Source organism: Alishewanella sp. HL-SH06, assembly GCF_052656265.1.
In genome coordinates this window covers 1,502,710-1,522,242 of record NZ_CP199752.1, presented here as the reverse complement: position 1 = coordinate 1,522,242, position 19,533 = coordinate 1,502,710, and the positions used below count along the sequence as shown (strand labels likewise).

Sequence of the window (19,533 nt, the reverse complement as noted above, 5' to 3'; positions counted from 1 at the left end):
TCAGTCATTTGAGATGCGTTTTTTGCCGTTACCTGTTTTGGTTAAGCGCGATCGAAACTTCAAAATGTCAGCACGAGTTATTGCATCCAGCCTTTGCGAGCCGAAAGCGGGTAGTAAGCAGTGTTCAAAAATAGCGTTAACGTTTGCACAGTGGCTTGCCTTCCAAATGCTCTCATTTTCATCTAACCACTCAGCTGTAAATGCGCTAAACAATGGGCAGTCGTGCACAAGAGAGATTGATTGAGGTAACGCTGCAATGCTTTGTTTTACCGATGCATCAAGCTCTGCAAAATACTTAGATCTTGGACTGCCCGGGAAAAAATCGGCGTAGACAAACCGACCCAAACGAATGGCTGCCTCAATATCATCGATGAGTTTTAAAAGCTTCGCACGGTTAGTTTTACTGTCAGTCAGTGCTGTTTGTTCGCGGCAGCGCACACCGTTATAGCGAAAATCCAGTACCAGTTTATTACTACGTACAGCGATACTAGCCACTACATACTCTCCCTGACGCCATTGGGATGAGATTTCTCGGCCTAACGGTATGGGAGTAAAGCTCCTGCTCAACAGCTTCCCAAATGTAGAAAATCTTCCTGCCACCAAAAGGTCTGATATAGTGTATGCCTTCGATGAACACAGCATCTTTAAGAACTCTATTGATGTAGCCGGCACTGAAATGTATTCTCATTGCCAAATCTTTAGTGGTGATAAGTGTTTTAGACATCTTAATTACCTGTTAACTGTTCTTTGAGAGAACATTATTGCAGCTTATTAGTGTTCTTTCAAAGAACACTTTGTGTTTTTTGGGGGAGCCTATGATCCTTTTTAGGATTAAAGAATTGATTACAGAAAAAGAGCGGCGGGAAAATCGCAAGATTAGTGTTAGTGAGGTAGCGCGTCACACTGGCGTTAACCGAACGTCTTTGTCGAAAATGCAGAATCCGGCAATACAACACTCAACCACCACGAATGCGATAGAGGCGCTTTGCCGTTATTTCGACTGCAAGGTAGAAGACGTAATGGTGTATCAGCCTGATGACAAGTGATTATGAATATGGTTGTCAGAATGATTTTGTTTGGACCAGTCTATGTGAGACTAATTAATTTTTGATTTGGGATTGGTGTTTAGTGACTGAGGGATCCCCACAAAATTTAGATACATACTATTAGCTCTTTGCCAATTTGATTAGCGCCCAGTCCCACTGTGCAACCCAGTGCAAGATCTGCTTTAGCCCTTGCTGATAATCGTGTCTGCGAATAGGCAGTTTCGGTTCCTTACAAAGCAGTATCCCGAGGAAGTTCAGTGCCAGCACTCGCCGATTTTTTACCGTATTAGCCTGATATCGCAAATGTAAGCCAGCCTTTTCACCCGCCGCACCCATCAGGTAGTGGAACCAATTTGCCAGTGCCGCCAGTAACAGCAATATACCCAAACGTGATTTGATTTTAGTGCCGTGCAGGTCGCTTCCTAAGCCATAACGTGAGCTTTTCTGGTCTCGGAAGCTTTCTTCAATTTGCATCCGGCTACTGTAGCACTTGGCGATTTTATCTGCGTAGCCATGGCAATCAGGCAAAGATGACACCAATAACCAAGGTTCTTTGTAAGACTTATTTTTGTCTCGCTTCAATAGCTTATAGCCTTTACCAACTAGAATCGCGCGGGTTTCATAATGTTGCGTCTGAGTCAGCACGATTGCGCCTAAGTGTTTAGGGGTGGCGCGAGCTTTTTTATAAAGCGCATTTACGGTCATAAACTCTGTTTGCTCTGCCAGTTTAAGCTTCACATTACCTCTGACTCTGGCGACATAATGCCAGCCTAATTTGCGCACCTGCTTAAGCCAAGGCACTTTAAAGCCAGCATCGGTGACGATAACAGGCTTACAGTCGCTAGGTAACATGGCCTTGAGTTGCTTTAAAAACGCCCAGTGCAAATGTGGGCAAGTGTAATCTTCTGCCGCCGCCACTTTTTGTAATAGCGTGAGTGCTCTGCCATCAACAGCGATGCTGGCTCGCAAAATAAAATGGCGCTTCGCGGTATCAGCGTTGCTCCAGTCAATCAAAATGAGCGGCTGCGTTTTGCTACTGACAATCAAATGAGTCATTGCCGCATAGATCAGAGGCAGTTCCCGTTGTAGATTGGCATTGCTGAGCAATCTATCCGCGCGCTTAATGCTGACTTTGTCAGAAGTGCCTGGCATAGCGCGACCAATCGCTGTGACGGTGCACCGCGCGTCTTTGGTCAAAGCTGTTACAGCATCTAATAACACCGAAAATCGGGTTTTATGCATCGTTTTGGGGGTGACAAATGCAAGGAAATCAGCGAGCATAGTTTTTACATTCATGGTGACCATCCGCGTTTTGTGAGTTTTGGCGAATGATCAGATCGGGAACCACCATGAATGTTCCCTAATCGCCTAACATTTTATTTTAACTAGAGAATTTCTGGGGATACCTCAGGTCGATTATAACAATAAAGAAACTCAAGATTTGGGGCACAAGCTAAAACGTGAGAATAAAAATAAATCTGACGCTTGTAAAGTTGAAGTGCTTTACAGCGCTTTTGATATCTCTGAAATTACAATTATCGATCCGTTTAATCAACATTTCATTTGCGTACCTGCGATAACAAACGGTGCAACTACAAAAGTGGCCTTAGTCGATTTTAAGGCAGCTAAACGCCATGGCGGCAATACAAATAAAAATAACACTTTTTCTATGTCTTGCAGCCATACCAAAAAGAAAACTAAGACCAATAGAGTAAAAAATTCGAAAAATCAATCCGATGCTACTGATATTATGACAAAAATGACTGAAGAGCAGTTAGATAACACATTTATTGCTGGTATCGGCAAGCATGCAAATATCAATACTATTCCGCCAGAGAGCTCAGAAGCATCAAATGCTCCTGAGGAAGACTCGAATAACGGTTTCACCCCTTCATTTTCTCCGCAAATTTAAGGTAAGCAAAATGACACTACACAACTATGAACTAACACGTCTTAAGAAGACATCTTTGTCAAATCATGAAAGTCAAACACCACGTTTAATTCTTGAAAATGAAATTGCATTGAACATTTCCAAATTAACGCTTTGGAATCCTCAATGTAAAAAAGCGCATGATTTGGTGAAGCGCTTGATGAAATCATATCAAATAAAACCCGCTGGTATGTTGATACATGGCGATCCGGGCACAGGGAAAACACATTTTGCAAAAAAACTGAAAGGCATGGCTTTCGAAAATATCACTCAAGATGTTCTTGATGACCATAAAAAAAGGCCGGTTATTATTGTTACAGCACCAAAACAATCTACTATTCCAAAGATGGTCAATATTTTACTCGAGGAGCTAGGCGATCCTAATCCTAGCGTCGGAAGCTTAACTGAAAAAGAGTACCGTCTATACCATGCGTTAAAAAACTTGTGTGTACAACTGATTATAGTCGACGAAATCCATGATTTCCTCCCAAGCACGTCAAAAGGAACAAAATCCTCAGCTTTAGCTTGGTTAAAAGGGCTAATGGATAACACGCTTATTCCTATATTGTTATTAGGTACAGATAAGGCATTGCTGATACAGGATATTTATAAAGAACTTGCGAGTCGGATCAGATACACAACAGCATTCGTTAAATTTAGCGTCGAAGATGACCAGATGAGTAAATTCCTGTTTTGTGAATTAGTTCAGAGTCTTGTTGAACAATTTGGCTCAAAAGCAAATATTCTTAAAAGCTTTAATTTTATTCAAACAGATTCAAATGGTTGCTGCACATTCTCTAATGAGTCTTTGTTATTGAGGCTATATGTCGCTACCGATGGTATTCCACGCGGGATAAGGGATTTCTTTTTAGAGCTCAATATTGAAATCCATACCGAGGATAATTTCAAAGCTAACTTACCAAATCTAGCTCAAATTTATAGCATGCTAGATCCAATTTCTATTAACGAGAAAATTGATTTTAATCCTTTTTCTGTCGATATGAAGGTGATTTATAAGTATCTAAAAATGAACGTAAAAAACGCTGAGGGCAAAAATGAAGAAAACTAAAAATCCTTTACTCTTTTATCCGATGCCTAAAGAAGGAGAATCGTTTAAAGGTTACATCCTGAGATTAGCCAACCGGAATGGGTTTACCGAACTTAAGCGGTTTTTATATATATTTAGGATTATTCAGCTACCCAAGAGAATTTTTATTGTGGGTACTGATGAATATTATAAGTTTCTTAATATTATCAGTGAGTCGTCAAATGTCCAACAGGATAAATTAGACGCATTTTTTGCATTTGAAAAAGAAGTGCAAACCATTGATGACTTTTCCAGTGAGCACGTTCATTTGGACACCCCTCAGATCTGTCCGTTTTGCTTAGCTGAGGATCAATATTTAAAACGCGATTGGCAGTCTCTTTACTTTACGCATTGCTATAAACATGAGTCTAAATTGTGGGATCGGTGTTTGAATTGCAAAAAAAGTTTTGTATGGGACGGCAAATTATTTGTCGGATGTACAAATTGCAATTTCAAATGGAGTCATTTCCGTCCACTTGCAGATGCGCCTCTTCCAGCATCACAAAAATCACTCGGCGAGGCGTCTGGCGAGTGTAAACTAAATTTAATGCAGATTATTAAGCAACATTTAAAATTTGGTTTACGCCCTTTTGATGCTTCATTTCAAAATCTGCGGGATATCAAAAAATATGTGCTTAATTTAGAGCAGCACATTGAGTTTGCTTATCAACTTGCTCACTCAAAAGAGGTTTTGACCGAATTAAGAAAAGCAAGAAAAGAGCATTGGCAGAAAAAAACGTTTATGACTGAAAATTTGGCCATTTTAGAACAAGTAGAAGCAGTAAATGATAAGTGGTTTAATCAGGTTGGAGCTAAAACAGAGAATTTCATTAGTGCACCAACAACACCAAAAGAAGCAACTCATATGGTACTAACAGCTCATAGAAGATTGAATGTTGACGAAGACAAAGCGTGCTTGGAGCTATTATGGGAACAAGTGTGTTCAGTGCTTAATCTTAGTGAAAAACACGTTAAGGATCTCATTAAGCAAGCGATTCTACCGGGAAGGATGCATAAAAACTCTCCAAAAAAAGTTTCGCCTTGCCGTATTGATGACTTAGTCTTGTTTTACAAAATAATTAAGAAAATTGCTAAACCACTAGAATTAAAAAATGATGCAATTCAATACAAAAGTTATATCGCTTGGGGAAATGATAGAGCATTAGCAAAGCATAAACTAAATACTAAAAAGTTAGTTGAATATGTTTTGTCTGGAGATGTTTCGTTGTTCGCACCTGATCATGATGAACATTTATTCGATGATTTTTGTTTTTGCGAAGAAGAAGTTAGAAAAATAAATTTGCTCCAATCACAAAATTTACATCTTGAGAACAGCCCAAACCAACGTTGCGCATGAAATGAAATTAATTAAAATAAATAAAGCTGCTGAAAAGCAGCTTTTTTTTGCCCAAATTTTGTCTAGACTAATTTATTAATAAGTACTCATATAAGCTTGATCATAAGCTCACTTAAAGCTGGATTTTTTACTAAAAGCTCACTTTAAACTGGATTTTAAAATTAACACTATTTGAATTTAAAAAATAAATCTAAATATAACAACAGCTTAAAATAAGCCTCAGGTTCAATCTCTATGGATTTCACATAAGACATCATTTCTTGCGTATTTCGGGATGATCCGGCCAGCGATTTCGGCATGAGTCGGCCACCCATTTCGGTATCATCCGGCCACTGATTTCGGCCTAATCCGGCCACCTGTTTCGGTATCGACCGGCCAGTTTGTTCTTCCTTCGTTTTACGGACTTTGGCATAACAGTTTTTTAACTGTTTGCCGGAGTAGTCATGACACGTAAAAAGAAAATGGTAAGGACAGATATGCAAACTTATCTGGATATATTCCGCCTCAAATTTGAAGCCAGGCTAAGCGACAGGCAAATCTCTCAGGCGCTAAATATTGGCCGAGCAACCATCAGTGATTTGGTTATCCGCTTTAACAATTTAGGCCTGAATTGGCCGCTGGCAGCCGACTATCCGCTTGATAGCCTCGACAAACAGTTATTTACTGGCCGTGATTACAGTACACAGCGTGTATTGCCGTTGTGGGTGCAGGTACACTGATCCGTACCAACACTTTTGGACACCTTACTAAGCGAGTACAATCGCTTAACGAGGTGAATAATGTCAACAAAGAAAGTCCGCAAAACGCATACTGCTGAATTTGTTGTGGTTTAAGGCTGACAACAAAAAGCCCACTATAAGGTGGGCTTTAACTTTTAAACGTCTTATTTCCGGTAAACGACTTATTTAATCCCATTAAACGACTTATTTCATGGGATCAATTATCAACAAATTATCTGTAATCTTCCGGGCTTGGGCATGAACACATCAGGTTACGGTCGCCGTATACGTCATCAATACGGGTTACCGTTGGCCAGAATTTGTTTTCTGCGACAAACTTCACCGGGAAGGCGGCATATTGACGCTCGTAAGCGCGATCCCAAGCTGGGTCGAAGATATCTTCCATACTGTGTGGCGCGAAGGCTAATGGGTTGTTATCAACAGTCCATTCGCCTGCTTCAACCTTGGCAATTTCCGCACGGATGGTGATCATCGCTTCAATAAACTTATCTAGCTCGGCTTTGCTTTCTGATTCTGTTGGTTCAATCATCAGCGTGCCCGCTACTGGGAAGCTCATCGTAGGAGAGTGATAACCGAAGTCCATTAAGCGTTTAGCGATGTCCATTTCGGTAATTCCGCTGGCTTCTTTTAGTGGCCGAATGTCGATAATACATTCGTGCGCCACGTGGCCTTTAGTACCTACATACAACACCGGGAAGTGTGGGTTTAATTTCTTGGCGACGTAGTTAGCGGTTAAAATTGCGTACTCGGTAGCTTGTTTTAAACCTTCACTGCCCATCATGGCAATGTACATCCAGCTGATTGGCAGAATACCCGCGCTACCAAAAGGTGCTGCCGCTACCGCACCATTGCTGCTGCCGGTGTTGTCAATTTTTACAATACTGTGATTCGGTAAGAAAGGTGCTAAATGGCTTTTCACACCGATAGGTCCCATACCCGGGCCGCCACCACCGTGTGGAATACAGAAGGTTTTGTGCAGGTTTAAATGCGATACGTCTGAACCGATAAAGCCAGGTGAGGTTAAACCGACTTGCGCGTTCATATTGGCACCGTCCATGTAAACTTGGCCACCATAAGAGTGGACCACGTCACAAAGCTCAGCGATGGTTTCTTCAAATACACCGTGTGTTGACGGGTACGTCACCATGATGGCGGCTAAACGATCGCCCACTTCTGCCGCTTTCGCTTTTAAATCAGCCATATCGATGTTGCCTGATTTATCACAATCTACCAGTACGACTTCGTAACTGGTCATGGCTGCTGTCGCAGGGTTAGTACCGTGCGCCGATACTGGGATTAAACAGATATTACGGTGACCTTCGCCACGGCTTTCGTGATACTTACGAATAGCGACCATACCGGCGTATTCGCCTTGCGCACCCGAGTTAGGCTGCATAGAAATATCGTCATAACCGGTGATGTTGACTAACCAACGGCCTAACTCGCCAATCATCTCGTAGTAACCATCAGCTTGATCGCGCGGTACAAACGGGTGTAAAGAGGCAAATTCTGGCCACGTAATCGGGATCATTTCGGCAGTTGCGTTTAACTTCATGGTGCAAGAACCTAGGCTGATCATTGAGTGGTTCAGTGCTAAATCTTTGTTTTCTAATTTTTTGATATAACGCAGCATTTCTGTTTCAGAGTGATACTGGTTAAATACCGGGTGCGTTAATACCGCACTGGTACGTGCTAAATCGGCAGGGATAGAGGTTGAGCCTTCAGCTACAATAGCAGCATCTAAGGCTTGTACGTCCAAACCATGACCGTTGCCTAATACAATATCAAATAGCTCAGCAATATCAGCGGCTTTGGTGGCTTCGTTAAAGCTCACGGCTAAACAATCGGCCATGTCCGTGCGTAAGTTTACACCCGCAGCTAAAGCACGAGCGATAACGGCAGCACGATCCGCAACGGTAAAACTTACTGTATCGAACCAGTGGTTATTAACTAACTGAACACCCTTAGCTTTAACACCGGCAGCGAAGATATCGGCACTGCGATGGATACGCTCAGCTATGTCTTTTAAACCTTGTGGACCATGATATACCGCATAGAACGACGCCATATTGGCCAGTAATACTTGGGCGGTACAGATGTTTGAGTTGGCTTTTTCGCGGCGAATATGTTGCTCGCGTGTTTGCATGGCCATACGCAGTGCTTGATTGCCACGGCGATCTTTTGATACACCGATAATGCGACCTGGCATAGAGCGTTTATAGGCATCGCGGGTGGCAAAGAAAGCGGCGTGTGGGCCGCCGTAGCACATAGGCACACCAAAACGTTGCATAGAACCTAGCACCACGTCAGCACCTAATTCACCTGGTGCTTTTAACAGCATTAATGCCATAGGATCAGTAGCAACGGCAACCACCGCTTTTTTCGCCTGAATAGCAGCAATTAAAGCGCGGTCATCACGAATATCGCCGCGCGTATTGGGGTACTGTAGCAAAGCACCAAACACCTCTAATTCTGTCGCTTCGCTAGCGTTACCAACGATAATTTCAAAACCAAACATTTCCGCGCGGGTTTTTACCACGTCGATAGTTTGTGGATGTACGTCGTCAGCAATAAAGTAAGTATTAGATTTGCTCTTAGCAACACGCTTGGCTAACGCCATGGCTTCTGCTGCGGCAGTGGCCTCATCTAACAATGAAGCGCTGGCTAATTCCATACCCGTTAAATCTAACGATAACTGCTGGAAATTTAATAGAGACTCTAAACGCCCTTGAGCAATTTCAGGCTGGTAAGGTGTATAAGCCGTGTACCAACCCGGGTTCTCTAACACATTACGCAGAATAACGTTTGGCGTTAATGTCGGGTGATAACCCATACCAATGTATGATTTATACATTTTGTTTTTAGACGCAGCGGCTTTCAAAAAGCTTAAAGCATCAGCTTCAGTGCGGCTGTCACCAATAGATAACGGCTCAGGTAAGCGGATGCTCTCTGGCACGGTTTCAGCAATTAACTGCTCTAGGCTGTCAACGCCCAGTTCTTGCAGCATGGCTGCCGTTTCGGCACTGTCTGGGCCGATATGGCGCTGAATAAATTCATCGTGTTTGGCAAGTTGCGTCAGGGTTTTAACAGCGGTATGGGTCATGCTTAATTCCTGGTATTGGTGCAGCGGTTAACACAGCGGGCGCGAAGCAGTTAAGGTATAAGCTGCTACGCCAGCTGATATAAAAAATGCGAGTGTGCGAACTAGGTTGCTTACGCAGTGTAAGCTCAAATAGATTAATCAAAATAAGCACAGCACACTTTGCGGTTTTCGCTATCAACCGTTTTTCTTTACCAGCGCTGTCATTAATAATGGACAGCCGCAAGCGGAAAATTAAACAACCAATACAGCATCATCATGAAATGGATACTGTATTGCTTGGTGGCCAACAGCTAAAACAGCCGATATTACTCTTCGATAGCGCTCTGGTAACCCGCAGCGTCTAACAAACTGGCTAATTGGGCTTCGTCAGCAATCTTAATTTTAAACATCCAACCCTCAGCGTATGGGCTACTGTTTACCAATTCTGGTGAGTCCGCTAAGGCTTCGTTAACCGCAATCACTTCACCGGCTACAGGGGCGTAGATGTCAGAAGCGGCTTTAACCGATTCAGCAACAGCGCAATCTCCGCCTTGTTCTACGGTGTCACCCACTTCTGGTAATTCAACAAACACCATATCACCTAACAGATCTTGAGCATGCTCAGTAATACCTACAGTGTAAACACCGTCACCGTCTGCTCGCAGCCATTCGTGACTAGATGCATATTTTAAATTCGCAGGGATGTTGCTCATGTTATTTTCCTTAGCTGTTTTATGTTGTAGTTCGGTGTAAATTAGCGCGCAGTTTGCGGCTTAAACAAGTTTTTTTCCTGCGCGGACAAAGGCCGGCTTGATCACTTTAACCGCAACCATTTTGCCACGAATATCCACTTCAGCCGTATCGGTAGTCGCAGCCGGTACGCGCGCCATCGCAATACTAAAACCTAGTGTAGGTGAAAAAGTACCTGAAGTAATCACGCCCTCGCCTGCTGGCGTAACTACACGCTGACCATGGCGTAACACGCCTTTTTGTTCCATCACTAAACCCACCAGCTTCTCAGTACCTGCCGCTTTAGCTTGCGTAAGCGCTGCACGACCAATAAAGTCACGCTCAGCCGGTTCCCAGGCGATAGTCCAACCCATGTTAGCGGCTAATGGCGATACGCTTTCATCCATGTCTTGCCCATATAAGTTCATGCCGGCTTCTAAACGTAACGTATCACGTGCACCTAAACCACAGGGTTTTACACCCGCATCCACTAAACGCTGCCATAGATCGGCGGCTTGCTCGTTTGGCAGGGCAATTTCATAACCGTCTTCGCCAGTGTAACCGGTGGTCGCAATAAATAAATCGCCTGCTTGCACACCAAAGAAGGGCTTCATGCCGGCAACAGCAGCCAGTTGGCTTTCATTTAATAAGGTGGCGACTTTAGCTTTAGCATTTGGGCCTTGTACGGCAATCATCGCGAATTCTGGACGCTCTGTAACCATCACGTCGAAGGCTTTAGCTTGCGCATTGATGTGCGCCAGATCTTTTTCGCGGGTGGCCGAATTAACCACTAAACGGAAGAAGTCTTCTTGCAGGAAATACACGATTAAATCGTCAATCACACCACCGTCTGCATTCAACATACCGGTGTATAAGGCTTTACCTGGCACGGTTAATTTGGCGACATCATTGGCGACTAAATAACGCAGGAATTGACGCGTGTTGGCACCGGTTATGTCAACGATGGTCATGTGCGACACATCAAACATGCCAGCGTCTTGACGCACGGCGTGGTGTTCTTCGATCTGTGAGCCGTAGTTTATCGGCATATCCCAGCCAAAGAAATCGACCATCTTGGCACCGGCAGCGAGGTGGCTGGCGTGTAACACGGTTTTTTGAGCCATTATTTTTTTCCTACTTAGTGTGAGGGTCAGCAGCAGAAAAACCATCGCAGCAAAAGGCCTTAAATTTCAGCCTGTTACGCAACAACCCTGCAGCTTGGACTAAAAAATACTGCTGGATTATACCGCAAGGCCCCTTGGGTAAACAGCCCAATTTGGATTACTTTTTGTAATGAATCAAACCCACTTACCAAAAAATCTAAGGCAAAATTTAAGGCTATTGTGAGATCCAAGCTCACTGAGCCGCCGTCCAAATGCGTGAGCCTGTTGCAGCTAGCGGCTTGTAGCGGGATTAAATAAACTATATTGCATTTGCTCAGATTGATTTAACCAACAATAAGCTCGTTGCAGTGTTAATTGATCAATCATCTAAAAATTTTAATGTGTTCTTAGATAGTAGCTATACAACGCTGCTTAATCGCTGTTCAAGTAATCCCATGAAATAAGTCGTTTAATGGGGTTAAATAAGTCGTTTAAAAGTTAAAGCCCACTTTAATAGTTGGCTCTTTGTTGTCAGCCTTAAACCACCTCCTCTGACAAATAACGAGGTTACCCTTTAGAAATAATGGGTTTCCTATTAGGAAAACACTCTTTCATTATCCTACTTGTAAAAAACACGACATGGATTGACCAACAATTCACGATACTTGAGATGGGCCAATTCTGGCAGAAGGGTCTCGCTAAACGATTACCGTTCTGGCTTTTATTCCCCTTAGAGCGAGCCGAATGAACATCGTTGGCCAAGGTTTTAAGAAAACGGGTGTTTGAGTGCGGCGACGGTAGCGCCGCGCGAGTTACGTTTTCGCCTTGGACAGCGCATGAGCAGTCGGGCTTTCGAGCGGAAGTGGGGTCGCATTTTCTTTGGATACTTTCATTTGGCGACGCAAAAGAAAGTATCTCGCCCACGGCGAAAAACTTTAAACTCTGAGAACTTGGGAGTGCTCGGTATCTGACACTGTAGGCTAGGTGCAATAAACCCAGCTTGATACTGCTGGGTTAAGATCAGCGATTAACTACTCATCTTTGGTCTTTTTACTCTTTTTCAGCACTTCCTGTCGTTCCCGCTCATACTCTTCGTAAGTGAGAGGGATACTCCGCATACACTCATCATATTGGCTGACCGGTAATTGCTGACATTGCTGCTTTTTATTAAGCTGCAAATTCTGATAGACCGCTTTATTACTGCAACCAGCGAGCGTAAACAGCAATAGCAGTGAAGTAAGTCGTGTTATAGATTGCTGCATTGGCTTTACTACCTTCTTTTTTTAAACAAGTTAAACTCACCGTTATTGTCTAAGTTGATAACCTGGCTAAAACAATTTTCAATTCAAATTAAGCTTACTGCTGAACGCTAATTTAGCAATCGTTTTTAATGTCGATCTTCTAGCGAAATTCACGCTAAGGTAAAAAGAAATTAAAATAACACCAATACCAAATTACATCTGCCTAAAACGCCTTGCACAAGCCAGAGCCAGCAGTATTGACATTAACAATAACGCACCAAGATGACTGAACCAGCTAAACCCTAGATCTTGCGCAATGACTTTTAAACCCAACTGCGACAAATGAAAACTGGGCCATAACCAAGCAAGTTGTTGTAGCCAATCAGGAAACAGAAACAACGGCAGCCACAACCCCGATAAAAACGCCATGGGCAAATAAATAAGGTTAACCACACCCGGTGCAGCCTTATCAGACAGGCTTAAACCTAATAATAGCCCCAGCAAGGCAAAAGGCAACGTGCCTACTAATATCGTTATCGCTAATAACAGCCATTGCCCGTAACTTAACACCACGTCGCCAAGCCCAGCACCTGTGCTAAATAACAACGCTAAAATCACCACAGAAAATACCAAACTAGTACTTAGCTTACCCAACAAATAGGCACTAAACGGCATAGGTGATAATTGCTTTAGCGTTAGCCAGCCGTGGGCGCGATCGCTGGCGATCCCGGCGGCAAAATTAAACATGGCCGGGCCCATAATACCGAAGCAGCTGTAAGTCACTAGCAGGTAATCCGCCCCGCCGCCACTTCGAAAAAACACACCAAAAAACAAGTAAAACATCAATGGAAAAGCCAGTGCCGGCAACACAAAAGCCGGTGTACGCACAATACTCAATAAATCGTAGCGGGCTTCTTTGTAATACAAAGTTAAACTGCTCATAGCGCCTCCTGTGTATGGGTGAGTTGTAAAAAGGCTTGCTCTAAAGCCACGGATTTTATTTCTAAATTACCAACACTGGCATCAGCTTGTAACAGCGCCAGCACAGTACGTTCAACCGCCTGGCTCACAATACAAAAACGTTCATGCTGTTGTTCCAGCTTCAGTACGCCTGGCAGAGCTAACAGCTGCGCTTTAGTTAAGGCGCTGGTGCAAAAAATCTGTTTGCCACTGATTTGCGCGGTAAGTTGTGCTGGACTACCGAGCCCAATGATCTTACCGCACTGCAACACGGCTATTCGATCAGCTAAGTGCTCGGCTTCTTCTAAATAATGCGTGGTCAAAACCACGGCTACGCCTGCCGCTTTTAATGAAGCAATTTGCTGCCACAGTGCACGCCTGGCTTCTACATCCATGCCTAAAGTAGGCTCGTCCAAAAACAGTAAATCGGGTTTACCCGCTAGCGCCAGCGCAAACAGCAAGCGTTGCTTTTGCCCACCTGATAAACGGCTAAAACGCTGATCCGCTTGTTCGGTTAAGCCGGCGATAGCTAACAACTCCGTCACGGTTTTACTATTCGTGTAATAACTGCTGAATAAATCACATTGCTCGGCCACCGTTAAGTTGGCGCTGGCCGAACCAATTTGCATCATGACACCTAGCCGCTGCTTCACCGCAGCCTCGCGGGTATTGGATTGTTGCAGCTCGCTAAATAAGCTAATACTGCCACTGTCTGTGCGAAGTAACCCTAAAATGGCAGCAATAAGGGTGGTTTTACCCGCACCATTTGGCCCTAAAATGGCTAATACTTCCCCTGCTGCCACCTCAAGACTTACCCCTTGCAAAGCATGGGTTCGTCCATAGCGTTTATAAAGATGATTAACCTGTAACACGGGTTGAGAAGCTAACGTCATATAACCTCCTACTGCGCCGCTAAAAATTGCTGAATTTGCTGGTTAAGCCACACCGGCGCATCCGCCATGACAAAATGCTTAGACTCGTTAGCAAAAGCAAAGCGGTGAAATTGTGTCGGTGCATTTGCTAACTGTGCTTGATAATTTGCTTTTACTTGCTCGGCAGTACTATTGGGCGACCCATTTTGCAGTGCACCGATAGTCAGAACGGGCACCTTAATATTGACTAGCTGTGGCCGCAAATCGGCCTGCATGAGCTCGGCAAATACCCGACCAGAGGTTTGCCCATCTGAACGAAACATGTCTTTAACAATACGCTGCTGCCAATCCTGGCTTGTAGCCATACTTTTTGCCATTGCCATTGGGTCAAAACCACCGTTAATAGGTACGGTGTCTTCGCGTGTTGCTGCACTGCTCATCTGCTTCGCAAAAAGTGCGCCCAGAGCTGGTAAGCCATCAACATTGACCACGCCGCCAATTTCTGATTGTGCAGTTACCGCTAATGCCAGCGCTAAATAACCGCCTAGCGAATGCCCAATAACGATAGGTTTATGAAGTTGCTGTTCGCGGATGTAACGTAATAACGCTTGCTGTTGCAGCGCAAGGTAACCATCACCCCAATGCTGGGTGGGTATGGGTTTTACCCCTGCAAAGCCGGCTAAGGTCAAAATATGCAACTGATAATCGGCCTTCAGTGCTTCCACCGTGCTTTGCCAAACCTCGCCAGATGACGCCAGCCCTGGAATTAAAATAATCGCTGGCCCCTGCCCAATCACCTTTGCCTCAAAACAAGCGCAAGCTTGCTGCGCTTTTGCAGTCAGCGTGTTGGGTGTTACGGCTTGCTTTGCTTGAATAGGCAAACTGAGCAAACTGCCTGCCAAACCTAAAGCCAGAACACAATGACAGAGCGTGGTGTTTAATGGTTTCATCGTATGTACCTCATCAATTTTTAGGTGTGCGTTGTTGATGAAGGCAGTGTAGGAGATGGCAGCAAACTGCACAGGTAACGCTTGTCAGCAATAATGGGTGACAAATGCCATCGCGTAATATGACCTTTGTCACTGGCGCTGCCTACCGCTTCCTGATTAGACTGAACCATCAGAATAATGAGGACAAGCCAATGGCACTTGATGAAAAGTTAGAGAGTAAACTTAGTTGGATTTACCTGATTAATCTGGTGTTTTACATTATCCCGCTTTTCACGGTGCGCTTTGCACTTTGGCAATACCTTAGTATGGCACTGGCATTGCTGCTGTTTTTAGCTTGTTATTTTGCTGCCTATCGCTGCAAACGGCAGCAATTACACTGGCCAATAACCGGTATAGTACTCATTGCGAGCCTGATTACCCCTATTAACGAAGGCTCAATTGCCATGTTTGCTTATGCCGGCTTTTTTATTGGTTATGCCTACGCGTTAAAACCTTATTTGCTGCTAATGAGTATGTTGGTAGCGCTTTTGGTGGTGTTGGATATCAGCTTAGGCATTGCATGGCCGCTATTTTTGATTATGGGTGTGCCCATCGTGTTGGCGGTAAGCCTACTTGGCCGCGCCGAACAAGCCAAACTGCGGCACCGCCTGGCCGAACATAAAAGCGAAGACGAAATTAAACAACTTGCTGCCATGGTCGAGCGCGAACGCATTGGTCGTGATTTACACGACATTCTTGGTCACACCTTATCCAGTATTGTTTTAAAAGCCGATTTAGCCGCAAAGTTGCTATCGCATCAAAAAACGGCTGAAGCGCAGCAACATCTTATGGAGTTAAGCCAGATCGCCCGCGATGCCTTAAGCCAGGTTAGGCAAAGCGTGTCAGGGTATAAGCATCAGGGCTTAGCCGCAGAAGTCACTAAATTATTGGCACGCTTGCGCGATGCAGGCTGTAAAGCCGAACTGGTTGGCACGATCCCGGTGCTGGATAAACGACATGAAACCACCATGCTACTGGCCTTAACTGAGCTAGTCACCAATGTCATGCGCCACAGTAAAGCCGATCGCTGTCAAATCAGCTTTAGCCAGCAATCTGATTGCCTTAAAGTAGAAGTGACAGACAATGGCAAAGCCAGCAATCTTAAGGAAGGCAATGGCTTACAAGGGCTACGACAGCGTTTAGCCGCAGTGGGCGCCAGCTTACGTTTGCAACAACACGAGGGCGTAACGGCTTTAATTGAGCTGCCGCTTAGGGAGAACAACCTATGAATATTTTACTGGCTGAAGATCAGGCCATGGTGCGCACGGCATTGGCGACCCTGCTGCAACTGGAAGCTGACTATTCGGTAACCGAAGCTGCTGACGGCAATACCGCGCTCGCACTGTTAAAAAAACAAAGGTTTGATTTGATGTTAAGCGATATAGAAATGCCAGGTCATACTGGGATTGAACTAGCGCAATATGTTCAACAACAAAAATTAGCCACCAAAGTCGTGATTATTACTACCTTTGGCCGTGCTGGCTATGTGAAGCGCGCTATTGACGCAGGCGTGGGTGGTTTTTTATTGAAAGACGCGCCGGTCGCAGAATTGGTCAGCGCTATATCGCAAGTGATGGCAGGCAAACGGGTCATAGACAGTGAATTGTTGTTAAACTCGTTAGGCGATCAAGACCCGTTGAGCGAAAAAGAGCGCCAAGCTTTGCGCTTAGCGACTGAGGGGCTAAGCACCAGTGAGATTGCCGCAGCATTGTATATCGCCGAAGGCACTGCCCGTAATTACTTATCTGAAGCCATTAGTAAACTGAACGCCAGTAACCGTATTGACGCAGCGCGCATTGCGCGACATAAAGGGTGGTTGTAATAAGGTTATCACGCAAAACTTACAGGCGGGATGCAGTTTGGCGCGCTAATGACAACAAAATTCAAAAGGTCATAAGTTAAGCCATAACACGCAGTATCATTGGCCGCGTGTTTAAATGAATCTTGGTTAAAATGACTAAAAACGCTTAAAGCATGGGACGAAACTTAGCCGCATCAATTATCGACCATAAGTGCGCTATGGCAGCGACAATAGCCGGGATCACTAACCAAAAGGTGGCATAACCCACAGCACAAATAACAAAAAACACGATAGCCGCTAAAATACGGCCTTGGACCAGCTGCCCTAACCCGGGGATAAACACATTACACAAGGCGGCGATAACGTTGCCACCTGAGCCCTGACCTGCCATAACGTACTCCTGACTAATGATTTTTACTGTTGTTGAATTTATTGTTTTAACGCTGCCACAAACTGTTCGCTTTGTTTAATTGCAGTATTCATCTCAGCAATCAGTCTGTTAATGTCTTTTTGAATAGAATTAAACTCACCTTTTAACGCCCCAATCGCTTTGGCGTTTAGGTTATGCTTTAAATAAAGGGTGTTATCTTGCAGTGACGCCAGCACAGGCTGCATGCTGTCTTCGGCGCGGCGCATGGTTTTAAGTAAACTGGTGTATTGGCGTTTAGTGGCGGCCAGCTTACTCGCACTGTCGCGTTTCAATTTGTCGTTGCTATAAAGCTCCAGCTCATCTTGCCACTCGTCAAATAAGGCATCGGCTACCGATTCTATACTGTCGATGCGGCCACTTACCTCTGTAGCGGCTTTGCTACAGGCCTGAAACTCGCTGTCGGTCGCTTCATACATACGCTGTAAGTCGCCACCATCGAACTTTATTAAGCTGCTGAACTGTTCTAGCGCTGACTTAAACTGTTGCTGCGCCTCTTGCTGCGATTGCTGCGCTTCTTCTACCCGATCAACTAAAATATCGCGCTTATGCACGCCAACCTTTTCCATCGCCGAATAATAGGCGCTTTGACAGCCCGTTAAAGTAAAGAAAATGAGCAAAATTAACCATAGATAACGCATAAGATCAGTCCTTTGCAAAAACCAGACATCTGATAATAACCACTAAACGTGATTTGAACAAATCTTAAGTCTGCTTACTTTGGCATAACGCTTTTAATTTCCCAACACTGCGGCATATTCGTTTTGAAACGTATTAAGCTTTACCCTGCATCTTACAAGGCCTAATGCTTTTAATTTTCCCCCCCTTAATGAAAGAAAAAGGTCAATGAACAGCTGTTTTAGGCTATAGTTTAATTCTGAGTACAACAATTTAAACAGCGGGATGGATTTATGTTAAAAAAGGTAAGCTTTTTAGCCCTTTTTTTGTTCGCGATAACCAGTTATTCGGCTAACGCATTACTAATAAAAGTTGATTTTACCTCTACCTCGACTGATATGTGGGGAAACACTACATCTGCATTTGACGTGACTCAAGCAGGATTCGCAGCAAGCGCCTTTAACTCACTAACGGATGCCATCATGACAGCCGTTCGAAATGATTTTTACAATAGTAGTCTTTATGGCTTTATCAGCAACGATAAACAATTAAATATTGATTTTATAAAAGCAGCTGTCACTGACGATGTGTCCGCTATCGATCCGAACCACTATACAATTCAAGTAGGATCACGATTATCTTCAAGCCCTTTTAATGGGCTCGGCGTAGCATGTTATACCTGTGTTTCTAGCTCAACAATTGCGCCAAACACTATTTTTGGGTCGATCTTTTCTAATAACATTTTTTCTGCCCTTACCATTAATGCAGGTTTCTCTTGGGATACTAACGAAGCCGTTAATGCGATTGCAGGAACCTTATCACATGAAATTGGGCATGGCTTAGGGTTAGCTCATCCAACGCTAGCGCAACCTAACCCTGGCGAATCAGCATGGGGCTTAATGGCAACTGGAGCGGCCCCCTCTAATATGCCTAATAGCGAAAGGTTAAAAGATAGAGCCTTTAGCTATGACAATATGGGAATTTTAGTCAATAACTTAGGTGAAAGATCAGCAGCGGTATCAGAACCCCCTGCAATAATCTTGTTTTTATCTGCCTGCTTAATGCTGTTTTTCCAATTAAGAAAGAAAAATAATCAAGCTAGTTTAATGGGTTAATCACCACATCACTTGGGCTATTTAATTTAAATAGCCCCGTTTCTATTTCTTTAGTAAGAAACCAAGTACCTTTCATACCTACCTCAACGTTAATATCTTGGCTATTCAACATCCCATAAGGCCAATAATAACCCACTGACACTAATATAAATTCAGCGTTCGAATTGCCTTTGCTGATATTTTGAATTGCAAGAATAGCGACCTTTCGCTCGTACAAATCTTCTGAAAACTTTAGCGGTACTAAACTAACAACCTCAGCACTCACAACTAAAACAGCCTGCTGTTCGCGCTCTTCGATTGTTAGATAAAGCTCATCAGCGGCACTATTCCCGTTAAATAAAATAATAACAAAAAGTAGTGTTCTCAATAGGTAAGGTGCTTTCATTAATTCTCTCGTATTAATTTTATGCTTAAGCGCTATCGATAAAAGCTTTGC

20 protein-coding genes are annotated in these 19,533 nt (G+C 43.9%); 8 read left to right on the top strand and 12 right to left on the bottom strand.

The window, feature by feature from the left end:
* Complete coding sequence (locus ACUJFK_RS07095; RefSeq protein ID WP_445426174.1) at positions 1-600, bottom strand: Arm DNA-binding domain-containing protein; 600 nt, start codon at positions 598-600, stop codon at positions 1-3.
* A 215-nt stretch (positions 601-815) separates the two neighbouring features.
* Here ACUJFK_RS07095 and ACUJFK_RS07090 point away from each other — a divergent pair, with 215 nt between their 5' ends.
* A complete protein-coding gene (locus tag ACUJFK_RS07090) occupies positions 816-1,046 on the top strand; it encodes a helix-turn-helix domain-containing protein (protein WP_445426173.1) in 231 nt (76 codons plus the stop codon).
* 120 nt (positions 1,047-1,166) lie between these two features.
* Here the strand turns inward: ACUJFK_RS07090 and ACUJFK_RS07085 are convergent, their stop codons facing one another.
* The gene (locus ACUJFK_RS07085; protein WP_445424681.1) at positions 1,167-2,351 is read right to left on the bottom strand and encodes an IS4 family transposase; all 1,185 of its coding nucleotides are present in this window, start codon (positions 2,349-2,351) and stop codon (positions 1,167-1,169) included.
* Positions 2,352-2,487: 136 nt separating this feature from the next.
* Between ACUJFK_RS07085 and ACUJFK_RS07080 the strand changes: the two genes are divergently transcribed.
* From ACUJFK_RS07080 to ACUJFK_RS07065, 4 genes are all read left to right on the top strand, one after another.
* Entirely contained in the window at positions 2,488-2,958 is a 471-nt protein-coding gene (locus tag ACUJFK_RS07080; RefSeq protein WP_445426468.1) for a hypothetical protein, read from the top strand.
* Between the two features lie 55 nt (positions 2,959-3,013).
* On the top strand, positions 3,014-4,045 hold the full coding sequence (locus ACUJFK_RS07075) for a TniB family NTP-binding protein (RefSeq protein ID WP_445426467.1): 1,032 nt from the start codon (positions 3,014-3,016) through the stop codon (positions 4,043-4,045).
* A complete protein-coding gene (locus ACUJFK_RS07070; RefSeq protein ID WP_445426466.1) occupies positions 4,032-5,420 on the top strand; it encodes a TniQ family protein in 1,389 nt (462 codons plus the stop codon). The genes ACUJFK_RS07075 and ACUJFK_RS07070 overlap by 14 nt, the downstream gene beginning before the upstream one ends.
* Positions 5,421-5,863: 443 nt before the next feature.
* Positions 5,864-6,139, top strand: a complete 276-nt coding sequence (locus tag ACUJFK_RS07065; protein ID WP_445426465.1) for a hypothetical protein — start codon at positions 5,864-5,866, stop codon at positions 6,137-6,139.
* A gap of 232 nt (positions 6,140-6,371) precedes the next feature.
* Here the strand turns inward: ACUJFK_RS07065 and gcvP are convergent, their stop codons facing one another.
* The 7 genes from gcvP to ACUJFK_RS07030 form a co-directional block, all read right to left on the bottom strand.
* Positions 6,372-9,263 carry an aminomethyl-transferring glycine dehydrogenase gene (gcvP, locus tag ACUJFK_RS07060; RefSeq protein WP_445426464.1) on the bottom strand — a complete coding sequence of 964 codons (2,892 nt, stop codon included), beginning with the start codon at positions 9,261-9,263 and terminating at the stop codon, positions 6,372-6,374.
* Positions 9,264-9,568: 305 nt separating this feature from the next.
* Positions 9,569-9,955, bottom strand: coding sequence for a glycine cleavage system protein GcvH (gene gcvH, locus ACUJFK_RS07055; RefSeq protein ID WP_226750726.1), 387 nt, complete (start codon positions 9,953-9,955; stop codon positions 9,569-9,571).
* 60 nt (positions 9,956-10,015) lie between these two features.
* A complete protein-coding gene (gene gcvT, locus ACUJFK_RS07050) occupies positions 10,016-11,095 on the bottom strand; it encodes a glycine cleavage system aminomethyltransferase GcvT (protein ID WP_445426463.1) in 1,080 nt (359 codons plus the stop codon).
* 1,010 nt (positions 11,096-12,105) lie between these two features.
* Complete coding sequence (locus tag ACUJFK_RS07045) at positions 12,106-12,336, bottom strand: hypothetical protein (protein WP_445426462.1); 231 nt, start codon at positions 12,334-12,336, stop codon at positions 12,106-12,108.
* A 192-nt stretch (positions 12,337-12,528) separates the two neighbouring features.
* Positions 12,529-13,257 carry an ABC transporter permease gene (locus ACUJFK_RS07040; protein WP_445426461.1) on the bottom strand — a complete coding sequence of 243 codons (729 nt, stop codon included), beginning with the start codon at positions 13,255-13,257 and terminating at the stop codon, positions 12,529-12,531.
* Positions 13,254-14,168 (bottom strand): ABC transporter ATP-binding protein, encoded by a 915-nt coding sequence (locus ACUJFK_RS07035; RefSeq protein ID WP_445426460.1) that lies wholly within the window; start codon positions 14,166-14,168, stop codon positions 13,254-13,256. The genes ACUJFK_RS07040 and ACUJFK_RS07035 overlap by 4 nt, the downstream gene beginning before the upstream one ends.
* Before the next feature lie 8 nt (positions 14,169-14,176).
* The gene (locus ACUJFK_RS07030) at positions 14,177-15,097 is read right to left on the bottom strand and encodes an alpha/beta fold hydrolase (protein ID WP_445426459.1); all 921 of its coding nucleotides are present in this window, start codon (positions 15,095-15,097) and stop codon (positions 14,177-14,179) included.
* A 191-nt stretch (positions 15,098-15,288) separates the two neighbouring features.
* On the opposite strand from ACUJFK_RS07030, the gene ACUJFK_RS07025 reads away from it, so the two are divergent.
* Positions 15,289-16,365, top strand: coding sequence for a sensor histidine kinase (locus tag ACUJFK_RS07025; RefSeq protein WP_445426458.1), 1,077 nt, complete (start codon positions 15,289-15,291; stop codon positions 16,363-16,365).
* Entirely contained in the window at positions 16,362-16,958 is a 597-nt protein-coding gene (locus ACUJFK_RS07020) for a response regulator transcription factor (protein WP_445426457.1), read from the top strand. Before ACUJFK_RS07025 ends, ACUJFK_RS07020 begins: the two co-directional genes overlap by 4 nt.
* Before the next feature lie 145 nt (positions 16,959-17,103).
* Here the strand turns inward: ACUJFK_RS07020 and ACUJFK_RS07015 are convergent, their stop codons facing one another.
* Together ACUJFK_RS07015 and ACUJFK_RS07010 are read right to left on the bottom strand one after the other, a co-directional pair.
* The gene (locus ACUJFK_RS07015) at positions 17,104-17,328 is read right to left on the bottom strand and encodes a hypothetical protein (RefSeq protein ID WP_226749937.1); all 225 of its coding nucleotides are present in this window, start codon (positions 17,326-17,328) and stop codon (positions 17,104-17,106) included.
* A 38-nt stretch (positions 17,329-17,366) separates the two neighbouring features.
* Positions 17,367-18,005 (bottom strand): DUF2959 domain-containing protein, encoded by a 639-nt coding sequence (locus ACUJFK_RS07010; RefSeq protein WP_445426456.1) that lies wholly within the window; start codon positions 18,003-18,005, stop codon positions 17,367-17,369.
* Between the two features lie 270 nt (positions 18,006-18,275).
* Here ACUJFK_RS07010 and ACUJFK_RS07005 point away from each other — a divergent pair, with 270 nt between their 5' ends.
* Positions 18,276-19,097: a zinc-dependent metalloprotease family protein gene (locus ACUJFK_RS07005; protein ID WP_445426455.1), complete on the top strand. Its 822-nt coding sequence runs from the start codon at positions 18,276-18,278 to the stop codon at positions 19,095-19,097.
* Here the strand turns inward: ACUJFK_RS07005 and ACUJFK_RS07000 are convergent.
* Positions 19,081-19,482, bottom strand: a complete 402-nt coding sequence (locus ACUJFK_RS07000) for a hypothetical protein (RefSeq protein WP_445426454.1) — start codon at positions 19,480-19,482, stop codon at positions 19,081-19,083. The two genes, ACUJFK_RS07005 and ACUJFK_RS07000, sit on opposite strands and share 17 nt — an antisense overlap.
* Positions 19,483-19,533: the final 51 nt, after the last annotated feature.